The organism is Virgisporangium aurantiacum, assembly GCF_016863635.1.
In the GTDB taxonomy this organism is placed as follows: Bacteria; Actinomycetota; Actinomycetes; order Mycobacteriales; family Micromonosporaceae; genus Virgisporangium; species Virgisporangium aurantiacum.
Window position 1 is genome coordinate 69,561 of the sequence record NZ_BOPG01000019.1, and the last position, 16,456, is coordinate 86,016.

At 71.6% G+C, this 16,456-nt stretch carries 18 protein-coding genes; 8 read left to right on the plus strand and 10 right to left on the minus strand.

The features are described 5' to 3' along the window. Positions 1–17: 17 nt before the first annotated feature. Positions 18–713: a hypothetical protein gene (locus Vau01_RS15185; RefSeq protein WP_203992501.1), complete on the minus strand. Its 696-nt coding sequence runs from the start codon at positions 711–713 to the stop codon at positions 18–20. A 231-nt stretch (positions 714–944) separates the two neighbouring features. Here Vau01_RS15185 and Vau01_RS15190 point away from each other — a divergent pair, with 231 nt between their 5' ends. Together Vau01_RS15190 and Vau01_RS15195 are read left to right on the plus strand one after the other, a co-directional pair. Next, on the plus strand, positions 945–1,976 hold the full coding sequence (locus Vau01_RS15190; protein ID WP_203992503.1) for a hypothetical protein: 1,032 nt from the start codon (positions 945–947) through the stop codon (positions 1,974–1,976). Positions 1,977–2,001: 25 nt separating this feature from the next. Next, positions 2,002–2,364 carry a YybH family protein gene (locus Vau01_RS15195; protein WP_203992505.1) on the plus strand — a complete coding sequence of 121 codons (363 nt, stop codon included), beginning with the start codon at positions 2,002–2,004 and terminating at the stop codon, positions 2,362–2,364. On the opposite strand, the gene Vau01_RS15200 is transcribed toward Vau01_RS15195, so the two are convergent. Further along, entirely contained in the window at positions 2,361–2,801 is a 441-nt protein-coding gene (locus tag Vau01_RS15200) for a MarR family transcriptional regulator (protein ID WP_203992507.1), read from the minus strand. The genes Vau01_RS15195 and Vau01_RS15200 overlap by 4 nt on opposite strands. Before the next feature lie 74 nt (positions 2,802–2,875). Here Vau01_RS15200 and Vau01_RS15205 point away from each other — a divergent pair, with 74 nt between their 5' ends. After that, a complete protein-coding gene (locus tag Vau01_RS15205) occupies positions 2,876–3,259 on the plus strand; it encodes a tautomerase family protein (RefSeq protein WP_203992509.1) in 384 nt (127 codons plus the stop codon). Positions 3,260–4,342: 1,083 nt separating this feature from the next. After that, positions 4,343–5,833, plus strand: coding sequence for an arabinofuranosidase catalytic domain-containing protein (locus tag Vau01_RS15210; protein ID WP_203992511.1), 1,491 nt, complete (start codon positions 4,343–4,345; stop codon positions 5,831–5,833). 21 nt (positions 5,834–5,854) lie between these two features. Here Vau01_RS15210 and Vau01_RS15215 read toward each other — a convergent pair whose 3' ends face one another. Beyond that, complete coding sequence (locus Vau01_RS15215) at positions 5,855–6,688, minus strand: PHP domain-containing protein (RefSeq protein WP_203992513.1); 834 nt, start codon at positions 6,686–6,688, stop codon at positions 5,855–5,857. Positions 6,689–6,704: 16 nt separating this feature from the next. Continuing rightward, positions 6,705–7,475 (minus strand): helix-turn-helix domain-containing protein, encoded by a 771-nt coding sequence (locus Vau01_RS15220; RefSeq protein WP_239151597.1) that lies wholly within the window; start codon positions 7,473–7,475, stop codon positions 6,705–6,707. 77 nt (positions 7,476–7,552) lie between these two features. Between Vau01_RS15220 and Vau01_RS15225 the strand changes: the two genes are divergently transcribed. From Vau01_RS15225 to Vau01_RS15235, 3 genes are all read left to right on the plus strand, one after another. Beyond that, positions 7,553–7,936: a nuclear transport factor 2 family protein gene (locus Vau01_RS15225; RefSeq protein WP_239151598.1), complete on the plus strand. Its 384-nt coding sequence runs from the start codon at positions 7,553–7,555 to the stop codon at positions 7,934–7,936. Between the two features lie 92 nt (positions 7,937–8,028). Beyond that, positions 8,029–9,273: a multidrug effflux MFS transporter gene (locus tag Vau01_RS15230; RefSeq protein ID WP_239151599.1), complete on the plus strand. Its 1,245-nt coding sequence runs from the start codon at positions 8,029–8,031 to the stop codon at positions 9,271–9,273. Positions 9,274–9,295: 22 nt separating this feature from the next. Continuing rightward, positions 9,296–10,222, plus strand: coding sequence for an aminoglycoside phosphotransferase family protein (locus Vau01_RS15235; RefSeq protein ID WP_203992519.1), 927 nt, complete (start codon positions 9,296–9,298; stop codon positions 10,220–10,222). Between the two features lie 12 nt (positions 10,223–10,234). On the opposite strand, the gene Vau01_RS15240 is transcribed toward Vau01_RS15235, so the two are convergent. From Vau01_RS15240 to Vau01_RS15265, 6 genes are all read right to left on the minus strand, one after another. Continuing rightward, positions 10,235–10,942: an NAD(P)-dependent oxidoreductase gene (locus Vau01_RS15240; protein ID WP_203992521.1), complete on the minus strand. Its 708-nt coding sequence runs from the start codon at positions 10,940–10,942 to the stop codon at positions 10,235–10,237. A gap of 2 nt (positions 10,943–10,944) precedes the next feature. Further along, entirely contained in the window at positions 10,945–11,871 is a 927-nt protein-coding gene (locus Vau01_RS15245) for an RNA polymerase sigma-70 factor (RefSeq protein WP_203992523.1), read from the minus strand. Beyond that, a complete protein-coding gene (locus Vau01_RS15250) occupies positions 11,868–12,779 on the minus strand; it encodes an NAD-dependent epimerase/dehydratase family protein (protein WP_203992525.1) in 912 nt (303 codons plus the stop codon). Before Vau01_RS15250 ends, Vau01_RS15245 begins: the two co-directional genes overlap by 4 nt. Before the next feature lie 83 nt (positions 12,780–12,862). Next, positions 12,863–13,786 (minus strand): ROK family protein, encoded by a 924-nt coding sequence (locus tag Vau01_RS15255; RefSeq protein ID WP_203992527.1) that lies wholly within the window; start codon positions 13,784–13,786, stop codon positions 12,863–12,865. After that, positions 13,783–14,661, minus strand: a complete 879-nt coding sequence (locus Vau01_RS15260) for a class II fructose-bisphosphate aldolase (protein ID WP_203992529.1) — start codon at positions 14,659–14,661, stop codon at positions 13,783–13,785. The genes Vau01_RS15255 and Vau01_RS15260 overlap by 4 nt, the downstream gene beginning before the upstream one ends. Continuing rightward, on the minus strand, positions 14,655–15,530 hold the full coding sequence (locus tag Vau01_RS15265; RefSeq protein WP_203992673.1) for an SIS domain-containing protein: 876 nt from the start codon (positions 15,528–15,530) through the stop codon (positions 14,655–14,657). Before Vau01_RS15265 ends, Vau01_RS15260 begins: the two co-directional genes overlap by 7 nt. 104 nt (positions 15,531–15,634) lie before the next feature. On the opposite strand from Vau01_RS15265, the gene Vau01_RS15270 reads away from it, so the two are divergent. Then, positions 15,635–16,411: a DeoR/GlpR family DNA-binding transcription regulator gene (locus tag Vau01_RS15270; RefSeq protein ID WP_203992531.1), complete on the plus strand. Its 777-nt coding sequence runs from the start codon at positions 15,635–15,637 to the stop codon at positions 16,409–16,411. Positions 16,412–16,456 lie beyond the last annotated feature (45 nt).

Sequence of the window (16,456 nt, forward strand, 5' to 3'; positions counted from 1 at the left end):
TTTCGGCGAGACGGTTCTCAGGTTCGCGCGGTCTCGATCGACTCGGTCTCGCCTACCGGCGCGCCGCGGTCGCGGCCGCGCGGGCGCAGCTTCTCGAACCACCGCGTGGGCGCGGCCAGCAGGAACACGACGAGCACGACGTGCACGGCGATGAACGCGAAGGCCTCGTTCCGGGTGGGTGGGTGCCCGATGAACACGGTCATGTGTGACGCCCAGGTCCAGACCGCGGGAATCTCGTTGTAGGGCGGTTCCGTGTGGTTGTTGACCGTCAGGAATGCCAGGTCCTCCAGGCCGGAGACCATGATGAGGAGCAACGCGTACCCGACGCGCCGCACGTTGCCGGGCGTGCCGCCGCCGAGCCGGTAGGCGAGGACGAGCGAGACGATGATGACCGGCGTCAGGACGAGGATGTGGTAATAGACGGTCGGGAAATCGTCGAGGTAGAAGAAAATCTTGGGAACGAAATACAGGAAATAAACGACGAACGCCGCGGGTAGGAGAATCCGCACCAGATGCAGCCGCCGGGCGAGCTCGACGTCGAGTCGGGCCACCGCCTCCACGGCGAAAACGAACGGCACCAGCTTGAACAGGAAAATCCACAACGACTTGACCTCGCGGTCGTGCGGCAGTCCGAACCACACCACCGCCGCGCAACCCGCGGCGAGTGCCAACAGGACGAGGAACGCCGCGTTGCGGCGCAGTGCCTGGTTCATGAAACGCTTCTCCCGGTAGGGTTTCAGGCGCGCCGAACCGCCCGCGTGGTTACGCGGTCGGGGTGCATTTGCCGATGCATCGGAATGCGCCGCCGCCGACGTCCGATATTTGGGATCATACGTGACCGTCAACATAAATACAGGGGTGAGCTTCGATGCGCCTTAAAGGGAAACGCATAGTCGCATTTGCATTCTTTGCCACTTTGATGAGGTCGTCGGTATGTTCGTTTCATGATCGGTGATCTCCACTTCGAGCTGTGCGACGTGTCGGCCGGGGAGGCGCCGCGCGGCTGGTCGGACGGCATGCACAATGCCGGGCTCCACGACGCGTGGAGCTGGTCGGTCGTGCGGGCCCGCAACCAAGGGCCCGGGCGCGGGCGGATGCTCGCCGGGATGTTCCGCGACGGCGACCGCGTGATCGGCCTCGGCGCCGCCCGGCTCCACGGCGTGGGGCGCCTCGCCGGCCTGGTCGACGTCGACTGTCCGGGCACCACCTCGCTGCCGGGAATCGCCCTGCCCGGCGCGGTGTCGACGACCTTGCACCCCAGCGGCACCGGCCCCGATCTCCTCGCGGCGGCCCTGCACGCCTTCGAATCGGCGCTGCGTCGCGAGTGCGGGCGGTGGCTCCGGGCGATCGTCTACCGCCAGCTCTACCGGGCCGAGCTGCCGGTCGTCCTGCGCGGCGCGACGGTGACCCGCGAGGGCGCGCCCGTGGCGGTCCTGCGCAACGGGTTCGCCGACCACGACGCCTACCTGCGGACGCTGCGCAAGTCCCGCCGCGTCGACCAGCGGCGCCTGGCCCGCCTCGTCGACGCCGACCCGGAGACCTCGGTGTGGCTCGGCCCGGCGCGGGACGCGGACCTCGACGTCGACACGATGTTCCGGCTGAACCGGGCGACCGTGCGGCGCAACCACCGGAACCGCTGGCTGCCGATGCACTACTGGCGGCGGGAGATGTTCGCCGCCGTGCTGGCGCTGCCGGGGGTCGACGTCATCCGGTACACCGACCCGGCGGGCGGCCTCATCGCCGCCAGCCTCGTGTTCGACCACCCCGTCGCGCCGGTGCTCGGGCCGTGGGGTGCGCGTCCACCCGGCCCCGGCCGCCGCAGCGGCCTGTGGTTCGACCACCTCGACCGCCTGATCCGCCGGGCCGTCGAGTCCGGCCGCCCGCTGGTGATCGGCGGCAAGGGCCAGGCGGAGATGAAGGCGAGCCTCGGCTTCGTGCCGTACCAGCAGTGGTCGGTGCTGCGTCGCATCGGTTAGCTCGCCGTGTGCCATGCTCCCCCGCATGGATTTCGACGCGGCCCTGGAGACCCACCTCGACGCGATCCGGCGGCGCGACCTCGACGCCTTCGCGGCGACCGTGCACGAGGACGTGACCCTGGTGCTGCCCAACGGCACGCTCGTGTGCGGCCGCGACGAGGTGGTCGACTTCCACCGCGGGTGGTTCGGCTCCGACACCTGGCGCATGGACCTGGCGACGGAGCGCCGCGTGAGCGCCGGCGACACGGAGGTGGCGGTGTTCCTCGTCGACTACCACGACGCCGACGACGGGGGCGCGCCCTATCACCGCCGGTACCGGCTGGCCATGGTCTTCGCCCGCCACGACGGGGAATGGCTGCTCCTGCACGACCAGAACACGCTCGTTTAGTCGTTCCCCTGAACGGCTTCCTCGTAGCGGAGCATGGTGTCGACGAACATCCGTTGCTGCGCCGGGCTCAGCGGTGCGAGGGCGCGTCGCCACGCGCGGGCGCCCGGAGACAGCCATTCGGCGATGGCGGGCCGGCTGTCGGGGCTGATGTCGACGATGCGGCGGCGGCGGTCGGCGTCGTCCTCGCGCCGCTCCAGGACGCCCTTGCGGCTCAGGTCGCTGACGATAAGGCTCACCGTGGTCGGTGCCACCCCCAGCATGCCGGCCAGTTGCGAGACCGTCAGCGGACCGTCGAGCAGCAGCAGGGACAGCATCGACAGGTGCCTCGGCGCCAGCTCGAACGACCGGAGCTGCGCCGGCACCGGCAGCCGCTTGACCCTGCCGACCAGCCTCGGCATCACCAGGAGCAGCTCCCGGACCGTGTCGTCCGTTGACATTCCGCCGGTCCCCCAAATACCTTTGCTTACAAAGATGGTTTGCGGTCAAACCTGTTCCTGTTCCGGAGGATGGTATGCCCCACCTGAGCGTCCACGCGCTGGAGAGCGACCTGGCCGGCCGCGAAACCGCACTGATCCGGGCGCTGACCGACGCGGTCGTCGCCGTCTACGGGGAGTGGGCCCGGGCCATCGCCGACGTGCGGCTGATCGGCCTGCCGCCGCACCGCTGGGGCATCGGCGGCACGCCGGCGCAGGCACCGTCGCCCAGCGTCACGTTCGGCATCCGGGAGGCCGCGTTCGCCCGTCCCGACGCCGACGAGATCGTCGCCCGCCTCGGCACGGCGGTCACGGACGCCGTTGTCGAGGTGTTCGGAGAACGCGTCCGGGCCGGGGTGACGGTCGAACTCGTCGCCACCCCCGCCGGCCGCACCGGAGTGGGCGGAGTCGTCGCGCCCTGACCCGCACCAGCCCGCTCTGGCGTGATGTGGGTGCGCTGCGGAGCCGACCCGGCCGCGTGACCCCTGAGACGTTGCGACGTTGCGACGTTCTCACGGACAAATCAGACATAAACCAGCGACAACGTCGCAACGTCCCACGATCTTGAAGGCTTGTCCGGCGAGCCCGCGTGCTTCCGAACGACACATCGAACGCGCGTCACGCCCAGCCGGACCATCAACTCCGATGATCGGCCGGGCACAGCATGGCGCCGGAGGTTTCGGCCTTCGCCCGCCAAGCCCGTTGGCCGCCGGCACCCGGCCACCGGCGACACGAGTCGATCTTGCAGTTGTGATGGGCCACAAAGGGTAGCAAAAACGGGCAAACAAGGCACCACAACCGCAAGATCGACGCCGACGGGTGGCTCTCGGTTCTCGATCTTGCAGGTGTGCCCGCCCATTCGGGCCGATTTGCCCCGCTCCGAACCGAACACAACTGCAAGATCAGCGACGTTGGGTCCACTGTGGACCCACTACCTGAATAGTTACTCCTCCGGCAACTGTTCATCACGTGGTGGTTGTGGATGGCGTGCGGGTTGGCCTCATCGGCTCGGAACGAGTGCGCCCCCGGGGCGGCGCGGGTGGCCGCTGCTGTTACGGGTTCAGTTTTCGCACCAGAGCGACCACAACCGCACCCGTAAGCGCGCCAGTGCCGCCTCCGGCACCCGGGCCGAGACAACGACGCATCAGCGGGCACGCACACGCACCACCTGAACAGTTCCCTCCTCCGCAAAGTTGATCAAGAGGTCACGGTTCCGGCGTCGGTCGATCTTGCGGTTGTGGTGCCGGATCACGGTTGGATTGCCCGCTTTGGTGGGCACCACAACTGCAAGATCGACGCCGAGGTACGCCGCGACGAGGGCTTTTGACAATCCTTCGGATAACCCCTGGACAAATGATGGACTTCGATGAGACGGTGGCAGTCCGGACCGCTGCCCGCCGCACCGCGACCGCGCCGTGAACCGCATCGGAAGAGCAGGTTGTTAACGATAACAACGGGCCGCCGTCGGATCAACCGCTCGCCCGCCTCATCGAAAGGCGCACACCATGGGTCTCCCACCACTCTCATGGCGAACCGTCCTCGCCGCCGGCGCCACCGCCGTGCTCGCCGCCACCGCGGCGGTCGTCGCCACGAACGGCACGGCGCAGGCAGCCGGAACGCTGTCGTGCGACATCTACGCCAGCGGGGGCACGCCGTGCGTCGCCGCCCACAGCACCACCCGCGCGCTCTTCGGGTCCTACAACGGCGCGCTGTACCAGGTGCGGCGCTGGTCGGACGGTGCCACCACCAACGTCGGCGTCCTCGGCGCCGGCGGGTACGCCAACGCGGCGACGCAGGACAACTTCTGCTCCGGAACGTACTGCACGATCGTCCGCATCTACGACCAGACCAGCCGGCACAACGACCTGACGATCGCGCCCGGCGGTGGCGCGAACCCGACGCCCGACCAGGGCGCGAACGCGGCCGCGTTGCCCGTGACGGCGGGCGGCCACAAGGTGTACGGCGTCTACATCTCCGCCGGCAACGGCTACCGCAACAACGCGACGAACGGCGTCGCCACCGGCAGCCAGCCGGAGGGAATGTACATGGTGACGGAGGGGACGCACGTCAACAACCGTTGCTGCTTCGACTACGGAAACGCCGAGACGAACAACCTGGACACCGGCAACGGTGACATGGACGCGATCTACTTCGGCACGCTGTGCTGGTTCTCGCCGTGCGCGGGCGGGCCCCGGGTCGCGGCCGACCTCGAGAACGGCCTGTTCGCCGGCGGCAACGGCTCGTGGACGTCGAACACCGGCCGCAGCACCGCATTCGTCACCGCCGTGCTGAAGAACAACGGCACGTCGACGTACGCCATCAAGGACGGCAACGCGCAGTCCGGCGGCCTCGCGACGCGGTACGACGGGCCGCTGCCGACCCAGGCCGGCTACCGGCCGATGACGAAGCAGGGCGCCATCATTCTCGGTATCGGCGGCGACAACAGCAACGGCTCCGTCGGGTCCTTCTTCGAGGGTGTCATGACGAGCGGCTACCCGAGCGACGCCACCGAGAACGCCGTGCAGGCGAACATCGTCTCCGTCGGCTACAGCAAGAGCGTCACGTTCCCGGTGAACGGCGCCACGTACCGGCTCACGAATCTCGCCGCCGGCAAGGTGCTCGACGCGGTCAACTGCGGCACGGCCAACGGCACGCAGATCGACGTGTGGCAGTCGCTGGGCAACACCTGCCAGCAGTGGCGCTTCACCAACGTCGGCCCGAACAAGTGGACGTTCACCAACGTCAACGCGAACAGGGTGCTCGACGCCGTCGGCTGCGGCCTGGCGCTCGGCACGGCCACGAACCTGTGGCAGTCGCTCGGCAACACGTGCCAGCAGTGGGCCGTGATCCCGGCCGGGAACGGCCGCTACGAACTCGTGGTCGAGAACAGCGGCATGGTGCTCGACGACCAGAACTGCGGCACGGCCAACGGCACGCGCGTCCAGATGTGGATGTGGCTCAACAACACCTGTCAGCTCTGGTCCATCGCCCCGTAGCGAACGGCGACCGGCGAGCGGTCAACGGATCCAGGGTTCGTACGGATTCGCCGTGGGACGGAAACCGTGTGCGGAAGCCAACTCGGCGGCCTCCCGGAAATTCTCGGCGACCTCCTCGGCCCGGTGGGCGTCGCTGCCGAACGTGACGGCGGCGCCCCCTTCGTCGCACCACCAGCGCAGCAGAGTCGTTTGAATGGACGGTATCCGGGTGTTGATTTCCAACACCCGGCCCGCCCCCGCGGTGGCCCGCAGGGCATGGCGGAACTCCGCTTCGAACCTCGACACGTCGACGGGACCGGCTCCCGCCGGCCAGTACCGGAGCGGGTAGTCGACGTGCGCCAGCACGGAGAACAGATCGCTCTCGTCGACCATCCGGGCGATCTCGGCCAGGTACCGGCGCACGACCTCGGCCGCGGCGTGCCGGCGGTACAGCCCCGGCGGTTCCGTGAAGCCGCCGTCGATCGGCAGGCAGTGCAGCGAACCCAGCACGCGGTCGAAGGTGCCGACGGCGAGCACCGCCGTGACGGCGTCGGCGTGCCGGTGCGGTTCACCGACCTCGACGCCGCTGAGGATCCGCAGGCCCGGGAACCGTTGCCGGCACCGGTCGACCGCCGCCAGGTAGCCCACCGCGTCGAACGCCGGCGGCGTCAGCACCCCGTCCGGCGAGACGATGGACGGGGGAAAGTCGTCGGGCGGCTCGACCGTCCAGGCGGTGTGGTCGAGATGCTCGGTGAACGCGATCGCCGGCAACCCCAACGCGACCGCCCGGGCGCAGGAGTCCTCCATCGAGCCGGCGAGGGCGTCCCAGGACCATTCGCTGTGCACGTGACTGTCCGGCGGCAACGGTGACGACATGAACCCCAGCCTCCCACTACGGCCGCGTGAAATAGGCGGCGCTCTCCGCGTCGGCCGGGTAGTACGACTCGATCGCCACCTCGTCGAGCGTGATGTCCATCGGGGTGCCGAACGTGGTGATGGTCGAGAAGAGCCGGAGTTCGCGGTCGTCGACGCGCAGGACCATCGGGATCACGACGTCGGGTCCGGCCAGCCGGCCCGCGCCGCCGTCCGGTTCCGGTCCGGGCGCCAGCAGTTCCTCGTAGAGCGCGGTGAGAACGGGATCCGGCGCGGCGGCCAGTTGACGGGTGACCCGGGCCCGGAACACCGCGCGCACGTCGGCCAGGTTGACCACCATGCCGGCGAACCCGCGCGGATCCAGGCCCAGCCGCAACAGGTTCACCGGCGGCCGCAGCAGCTCAGGTGCCACCCGCGCGAGGAACGGGTCGACGGCGCGGTTGGTCATCACGATGTTCCACCGGCGGTCGAAGACCAGCGCCGGGAACGGCTCGTGCGCGCGGAGCACCCGGCGCACCGCGTCGTGGGCGGCCGCGAGGGCGGTGTGGTCGAGCGGGCGCTCGGCGTACCGGGGTGCGAAGCCGGCAGCGAGCAGGAGCCGGTTGCGGTCGCGCAGCGGCACGTTCAACTGCTCCGCGAGGCGCAGCACCATGTCGGCGCTCGGGTTGGATTTGCCGGTCTCGACCAGGCTGACGTGCCGGGCCGAGACGTCCGCGGCGATCGCGAGGTCCAACTGGCTGATCCCCCGCCGGTGCCGCCAGTGCCGCAACAGTTCGCCGACCGTGTCCATGATCATGAGGCTACCGACGGGCGCAATGAAATCGCATGTCATCGACAACCCGACCGGGCCACGGAAACACTGCGTCCATGACTGCGGAAGACAACAGGACGATCGTGCAGAAGGCGTTGGCGGGGCTGGTCGAGACGGGCGACGTCGCGGCGCTGGGTGCGTTCCTGAGCGACGACTTCGTCCATCACCGGCCGGGTCCGACCACGCGGAGCAAGGCCGAATGGCTCGCCGCCGTCGGCACCGCGATGGTGGCGCTCGCCGGCATGCGGATCGAGATACACCACCTGCTGGCCGACGGCGACCGGGTCGCGTTGCACTCGCGGCGGTGGCTTCCCGACGGCGGGCCGGAGATCGCGGTCGTCGACGTCTGGCGGATCGGCGCCGACGGGCTGATCGCCGAGGGCTGGGAGATCATCGAGCCGGTCGCCCGCGCGGCCGACAACTTCGAATGGTGGACGTAGTGGCATAGGTCACATCCGGGTCGGTGTTGTCGATTCGGCGCCGGGTCTACGTCATGTCTCCACAAGCTCGGGGACGGACGAGGAGCACGCTGATGAACGACATGGACCGCCGACGCGTCGGGATCGTCGCGGTGCTCGGTGCACTGACCGCGATCGGGCCGCTGACGATCGACCTCTACCTGCCGGCGCTGCCCGCCATCCGGGCCGACCTGGCGACCTCCGCCGCCGGTGTCCAGCTGACGATCACCGCGACGATGGTGGGGATGGCCGTCGGCAACCTGCTGGTCGGTCCCCTCTCCGACCTGTTCGGCCGGCGCCGGCCGCTGCTGGTGGGCCTGCTGGTGCACGTCGTGGCGTCGGTGCTGTGCGCCGCCGCCACGGACGTCACCGTGCTGGCGGCCCTGCGGGTGCTGCAGGGCGTCGCGGTGGCCGCCGCCGGCGTCATCGCGACGGCCGTGCTCCGCGACCTGTGCAGCGGTTCCGTGTTCGCCCACCTGCTGTCGCGCCTGCTGCTCATCCCGACGGCGGCACCGATCGTGGCGCCGACGATCGGCGGCGTGATCCTGCGGTGGACCCAGTGGCGCGGCGTGTTCGTGGTGCTCGCCGTCGCCGTCGTGGTGCTGATCGCCGTGGTCGTGGTCGCGCTGCCCGAGACGCTGCCGCCCGACCGGCGCCGACCCGCCCGCCTGTCGAGCACCACCGACGCGTTCCGTACCCTCACCCGCGACCGCACGTTCGTCGGCTGCGCGGTCGTGGCGGGCCTGTCCATGGCCGCGCTGCTCGCCTACGTGGCCGGCTCGTCGTTCGTGTTCCAGGAGGAGTACGGCCTCAGCGAGCAGCAGTTCGGTTTCGTCTTCGGCGCCGGGGCCATCGGCCTGGTCGGTGCGACCCAGCTCAACGTCCGGTTGCTGCGTCACTTCCCGCCGGAGCGGATCCTGGCCGGCGCGATGCTGACGGGCGCCACGACGGCGGTCGTGCTGGTGGTGTGCGCGACGACCGGTTTCGGCGGCGTCGCCGGCATCCTCGTGCCGCTCTGGCTGACGATCGCGACGGTCGGGCTCGCGTTCCCCAACACGCCCGCCCTGGCGATGTCCCGCCACGGAGCGATCGCCGGCACCGCCGCGGCTCTCCTCGGCGCCGTGCAGTTCGGCGTCGGTGGCGCGGCCGCCCCGCTGGTCGGCCTGCTCGGAACGGGCCTCGGCGCCGGCACGGTCGCCATGGCGACCGTCGTCGCCGCCGCGATGATCCCAGCCGCCGTGGTCGCGACCGTCCTCTGTGGACGCGTCAATTCGGTGGACGCGGAGCCGGTGGCCGTTGCAGGCTCCGTGCGTGTCTGACGCCGGGTCCGAGTCCGTGTCCGTGTCCGAGTCCGTGACGGTCACCAAGCTGCACGACGACGAAGTCGACATCGACGCGTCGCTCGTGGCGCGCCTGCTGGCCGGGCAGTTCCCGGCCTGGGCCGGGCAACCGGTCCGGCTGGTCACCTCGTCGGGCACCGACAACGTGACGTTCCGGGTGGGCGCCGACCTCGCCGTCCGCCTGCCGCGCACCGCCCGGTTCCAGGGCCAGGTGGAGAAGGACCTGGCGTGGCTGCCCCGGCTGGCGCCCGAGCTTCCGCTGGCCGTCCCGCACCCGCTGGCCCTCGGGTCGCCGACCGACGAGTTCCCCCTCGCCTGGGGCGTCTACCGCTGGCTCGACGGCACGGCGTTCCAGTTCGACCGGCTCGCCGATCCGTCGGCCGCCGCCCGCGACCTCGCCGCGTTCGTCAACCGCCTGCAGCGGATCGACCCGACCGGCGCGCCGACCCCGCCGGCCGACCCGTTCAGCCGCGGCACGCCGCTGGCACCGCGCGACGAGCTGTTCCGGGCGGCGGTCGACGAGCTCCGGGACGACTTCGACGCGGGGCTCCTGCTCGACGCGTGGGAGGCGTCGCTCGCGGTAGGCCCGTGGGACGGGCCGCCCCGGTGGATCCACGGCGACCTCATGCCGGGCAACGTGCTGGTGGCCGACGGCCGGCTCACCGCGGTCATCGATTTCGCCACCGCCTGGGCCGCCGACCCCGCGGGCGACCTGCTGGCCGCCTGGTACCTGTTCAGCGGCGACTCGCGCCGCGCCTTCCGCGACGCGCTCGACGTCGACGAGCACGCCTGGGCCCGCGCCCGCGGCTGGGCCCTGTCCCTGACGATCATCGCGATCCCGTACTACCGCACCCGCTTTCCCGATGCGGCGGGCCGGGCCGCACCCCGCGTCGCCGAGCTGCTGGCCGACTTCGTCGCGGAACGGTGAGCGGAACGGTGATCAGCCCTTTGCCATTGCCTCGCGGCGGATCCACCGGAGCAGCGTCGGGTTGTCGGCGGTGGTGACCACGCTGACTGTGGTGCGGAGGTAACGGACGTCGTCGAGCATGGCCAGCAGGCTCGCGGCCAGGTCGGTGCGCGCGGTGAACCGGCCGTCGGCGTGCCCCTCGACAACCGTGTAGTCGGTGGGCGACGGCAGGTGGTAGAGCCCGTTCGGGCGCACGATGGTCCAGTCGAGGTCGCTGGCGCGGACCAGCGCCTCCATCCGGCGCATGTCGTCGTACAGCGTTCTGCCCAGCACGCGCGTCACGTAGGGCAGCAGGACCCGGTTGAACAGGAACCCGCCGTCGGAGTAGGGGTGCGGGTCGACGCCGGTCGAACTGACCACGGCGAGCCGACGCACCCCGTGCCGTTTCATCGCGGCGACGACGTTCCCCACCCCGCGCGAGTAGGTGCTGATCGGTTCCTTCCCGGCGGGCACCCCGAGCGTCGACAGGATCGCGTCCCGTCCCGCGACGGCCGTGTCGACCGCCGTGTCGACAGCCGTCGGATCGAGCACGTCGGCGCCGACCACGTCGAGCCGGTCGTGCCGCAGCGGGAACGAGTGCGGCTGCCGGGTGACCGCGGTGACCTCGTGCCCGGCGGCGAGCGCCTGGGCGGTGAGCAGGCGGCCGGTGGGTCCGTTGGCTCCGAACACGGTGATGCGCATGACTATCCTTCCTTCGGATGGAGCGGCCGGGTGGCCGCGCGCAGGGCCGCCCAGGAGTCGCCCACCGGGCCCACGTGTCCGAGCTTGTCGGGGTTGCTCACCGTACGGATCGTCTGGATCCGCCCGTCGAGGATCTCGAACGTCCAGGTGTTGAGGACCCTGCCGTCGGCGTCCCGGAAGATCGCGCCCGGTTGGCCGTTCACCTCGCGCGGCTCCAGCGCCGCTCCGGCCCGGGCGAACAGCGGGACGAGCGCGGCGAGCACCCGGGTCACGTTCCCGGCGCCGACGAACCGCTCGGCCCACAGCGGGGCCTTGCCGCCGCTGTCACCGACGAGTTGCACGTCGGCGGCGAGCATCGCGGTCAGCCCGTCGACGTTCCCGTTGCGGAAGGCGTCGAGGAACCGGCCGGCGAGTTCGGTGCGCTCGGCCCGGTCGGCCGCGAACCGGGGCCGTCCCTCGTCCATGTGACGGCGTGCGCGCACCGCGAGCTGGCGGCACGCCGCCTCCGAGCGTCCGACCGCCGTCGCGACCTCGCCGAAGCCGAACCCGAACACCTCCCGCAGCACGAACACCGCGCGTTCGAGCGGGCTGAGCCGCTCCAGCAGCAGCAGCGCCGCCATCGACACCGAGTCGGCCAGCTCCGCCGAGCGCTCGGGGTCCTGGTACGGGTCGGTCAGCAGCGGTTCGGGGAACCACGGCCCGGGATACTCCTCCCGCCGCACGCGCGCCGAGCGCAGCACGTCGATCGCGATTCGGGACACCGTGGCCGACAGGAACGCCTTGGTCGACGCGGGCCGGGTCGCTGCGGCGGAATAACGCAGCCAGGTCTCCTGGACCGCGTCCTCGGCCTCGCCCACGCTGCCGAGAAGCCGGTAGGCGATCGCGAACAACAACGGGCGCAGCTCCTGGAACTCCTCCAGTTTCGTCACGCCAGCTCCTGCTTGAAGCCCTGGCGCCAGGACGGGTAGCGCAACTGCCAGCCGAGCTCCCGCTTGGCCTTGGCGTTGGAGAAGCCGCGCCCCTCGGTCATCATCGTCACCGCCACCGGGCCGGCCAGCGGCCGCGCCAGCCACGTCGGTATCCGCATCGGTGGCTTCGCTCCCGCGCACTCCGCCAGGTAGGGCAGCCACTCGTTCGCCGGTGCCGGCTCGTCGTCGACGATGTTGAACACGCCTCGCGCCCGTTGCTCCACGACCAGGACGGTGGCGTCCGCCGCGTCGTCGAGATGCACCCATGAGCTGTGCCCGGCACCGTTCCCGACCACCGGGTACTGCCGCTTGCGGACGAGTTCGACCTGGTCGTCGGTGGCGCCCGGCCCGTAGAACGCGCCGTACCGCAGCACCGCGCCGTTCGCCTTCAGCACCACGTCCTCCAGATGACGGATCGCCGCCGCGCCCCTGCCCGTGCTCGTCGGGTCGAGCGGGTCCTCCTCGGTCTTCACCCAGCCGCCCTCGCGGACGCCGTTCCAACTGCCGTAGCTCTGCGCGACGACGTGCGCCACCCCGACCGCCTCGGCGGCGGCCAGCAGGTGGTCGGTCCCCTCGGTGCGCAGCCGGTTGGTGGTGGCGAACCAGCGGTCGAAGTGCTTGATGTCCGGTTTACCGGAGATGGCGGTCATCTGGTGGACGATCACGTCCGGCCGGGCCGTGGCCACCGCCTCACCGACCGACGCCGCGTCCAGCCCGTCCATCACCACGGCCTCGGCACCGGACCGCGTCACGAGGCCCAGCTTGGCCGCGCTCGTGGTGGTGGCCGTCACCTGATGGCCGCGCGCCACCAGTCGCGGCACCAACCGCCGGCCGAGAACCCCGGCCCCGCCCGCCACGAAAACCCGCATGACCTGCACCCTCCGCCGTACGTGTCCTGTCTACGGAACCCGAGACGAGACAGTCCGGCCGGCTGTGACATGCGCAGGGAAATTCAGACCCGGGTCATCATGTCCAGCGCCAGTTCGGCGGCGCCGCGACAGCCGGCCTGGTCGCCGAGCGCGGCCGGCACGACCGGGGGTGCCGGCGTGAGCGTCAACCGGCGGTCGAGCGCCTCGACCAGCGGCGTGAACAGCAGCGGGCCGGCCAGCGCCAGCCCGCCACCGATCACGACCGTGCCCGGGTCGTACAGCGTGACGCCGATGCTGAGCCCGTCGGCGAGCGCGGCGACCGTCTCCGCCCACACGGCGCGGGCCGTGTCGTCGCCGCTGCCGGCGAGCATGGCGACCGTGCGGGCCGTCGCCGTCCGGCCGGAGCGCCGCTCGTACCGCCGCGCCACCGCCGTGGCCGACGCGATCGCCTCCAGGCAGCCGAGACCACCGCACCCGCAGGGCGGCCCGGCCGGCCGGACCACGACGTGTCCGATCTCCCCGGACCGGCCGCTGGAACCGGGGTCGGTCCGGCCGTCGACGACGTACGCGCCCGCGATGCCGGTGCCGATGGCCACGAACCAGGCCGTGCCCACGCCCCGGCCGGCGCCGAACCTGGCCTCGGCGACGGCGCCGGCGCGCACGTCGTGGCCGAGCGCCACCGGCAGGCCGAGGTCCGCCGCCACGATGTCGCGCAGCGGCACGGACCGCAGGCCCAGGTTCGCCGACCAGATCGCCACCCCGTCGGCCTCGTCGACCACACCCGGCGCGGCCAGCCCCACCGCCACCGCGGTCAGCCCGCTCTCCCGGGCCGTCCGGGCGAGGCGCTTCGCGAGGTCGACGATCGTGCGGACGACCGCTGCGGGCCCGCGGTGCGCACCGGTGTCCACGCGCCGCGTGTGGTGGACGGTGCGCGCGGCGTCGACCAGCGCGCCCTTGATCTGCGTTCCCCCGACGTCGAGCGCGATCACGACGTCCGGGGCGGTCATGCCGGTACCGGCGCCGGATCCGGCCGCGCCGAGTCCGACCGTGCCGGATCCAGCCGCGTCAGGGTCTCGGCCACGGTGCGGGCGACCGCGTCGCGGGCGGGGGCGAGGTACCGGCGCGGATCGACGATGCCGGCGCCGGCGTCGAGCGCACCACGCAACGCGCGGGTCAGCGCGACGTTCAGCGCCGTACCGATGTTGATTTTCACGAGCCCGTGCGCGATCGCCGCGGCCAGTTCCGGTTCGCCGACGCCGGACCCGCCGTGCAGCACCAGCGGCACCGGCACCGCGGCCCGCAGCCGCGCGACGAGGTCGTGGTCGAGGGTCGTGGTGCGGGTGGTCATCGCGTGGCTGGATCCCACCGCGACGGCGAGCGCGTCGAGCCGGGTGGCGGCGACGAACCGGGCCGCTTCGGCCGGGTCGGTCCGGACGCCGGGCGCGTGCGCGCCGTCCTTGCCCCCGATCGCGCCGAGCTCCCCCTCCAGCCACAGGCCGTGCCGGTGGCAGAAGTCGGCGGCGGCAGCGGTGGCCGCCACGTTGTCGTCGTACTCCAGCGCCGACGCGTCGTACATGACCGAGCTGAAGCCGCACGCCGGCGCCTGGTGCAGCAGCGTCACGTCGGTGACGTGGTCCAGGTGGAGGGCGGCGGGCACCGAGGAGGTCGCGGCCAGCGCCGTCGCCGCGGCGGCGAACGGGGCGAGCCGGCCGCCGTGGAACGTCACCGCGTTCTCGCTGATCTGGAGGATCACCGGCCGGCCGACGGACTCGGCGCCGGCGAGCACCGCTTCGACGTACTCGAGCGTGATGACGTTGAAGGCGCCCACCGCGTGGCCGGCGGCCGCCGCCGCCGTGACGAGTTCGCGGGTGTGCGTCAGCACGACGGGGCCAGAATCACCGCGCGGTGCAGCAGGCGCGGGCGGTCCGGGTCCAGGCCCCGCTGATCGGCCATCGCCACGGCGAACCGTTGCGCGAGAACCAGGTCGGCGAGCGGGTCGAGGCCGCTGACGTACAGGCGGGCACCGGTGGCGGCGACCGTTTCGGCCATCCCGTCGGGTGCGGTTCCGATCTGCCACACCAGGCTGCGGTGCGTGGGAACGGCCATCGGGCCGTGCCGGAACTCGGTCGCCGGGTAGGACTCCGCCCACGACTGCGCGGCCTCCCGCACCTTCAGCGCCGCCTCGTGGGCGATGCCGACGGCCCAGCCGGACCCCAGGAACACCGTCTGCTCGACGGTTGCCGGGTCGACCGGCAGCGGCATCGTCAACGCCCGCTCCGCCTGGCCGACCACCTCGGTGAGGTCCGCGCCGAACGCGGCGCGCACGGCGGCGAGCACCGTGGTCGGGAACCGGGTCTGCACCACGCTGCGCTCGTCGGCGTACGGGTAGACGACCTGCGTGTCGGTGACCGCGCCGACCGGCGTGGCCGCGTTGGCGACGACGGCCACCCGGTGGGTTCCGGCGGGCTGGCGCACCAGCGCGTCGACGATCTCCGTGGTGGTGCCGGAGCGGGTGAACGCGACCACCCGGTCGTACCGACGTCCCCCGGTGAGCTGGCCGGCGCAGGCCGCGTCCGTTTCCCCGTACCCGGCCCGCTCCCGCAGCGCGGCGAAGCACTGCGCGACGAACCACGAGGTGCCGCACCCGATCGCGAGCACCCGCTCACCCGGTGCGGTCACCGCGTCGGCGACGGTGTCGAGGTGCTCCACCGCGCGTCGCCACGTCGTCGGCTGGCTGCGGATCTCGTCCATCGTCACGGTCACCGGCCGACCGTATGCTCGCGTCTGACCAGCGGTCCACGGATGACGGGCAAACGAGCATTCCAGGATGCGCACTTCGGGGAGGACCGACGACGATGCCGGGTACGTTGCGACGCGCCGACCGGGTCACCGCCATCGTCGACCGGCTGGGCTCGCAGGGTTCGGTTCAGGTGGACGCGTTGGCCGCGGAGTTCGCGGTCTCCGCCGCCACCATCCGGCGCGATCTGCAGTCGCTGGAGGACCAGAACCTGTTGCGGCGCAACCATGGCGGCGCCGTCGCCGTGAACCTCGGCGCCGAACTGCCGGTGCGCTACCGGATCGGACAGCGCCGGGACCAGAAGCGGGCCATCGCGAAGGCGGCCGCGGCCCGGTTGCCGCACGGCCGGCTCATGCTCGGACTGACCGGCGGCACCACCACCCACATGGTGTCCCGGTTGCTGGCCAACCGGTACGACCTGGCCGTCGTCACCAACGCCCTGAACATCGCGGCGGAACTGTCGGCCCGGCCGCGGACGCGGGTGCTGACGACCGGCGGGTTGACGCGTTCGCAGTCCTTCGAGCTGGTCGGCCCGATCGCCGAACAGGTGCTGGCCGGGTTCGACCTCGACGTCGCCGTCGTCGGCGTCGACGGGATCACCGCCGCGCACGGCCTCACCACGCACGACCGGCTCGAAGCGGCCACCAACGCGGTGATGATCCGGCAGGCCCGGCGCGTCATCGTCGTCGCCGACGCCTCGAAGATCGGACGGGCGTGGAGCGCCCGCATCTGCCCTCTCGGTGACGTCGACGAGCTGGTGACCCACCGGTCGGCCGATTCCGCCGCGCTCGACGCGATCCGGGCCCGTGGCGTCGAGGTCGTGCTGGCGGCCTGAGAGCCGTTGACCGTTCCGGGGAGCGGGGATTACGGTCAAGCCCCA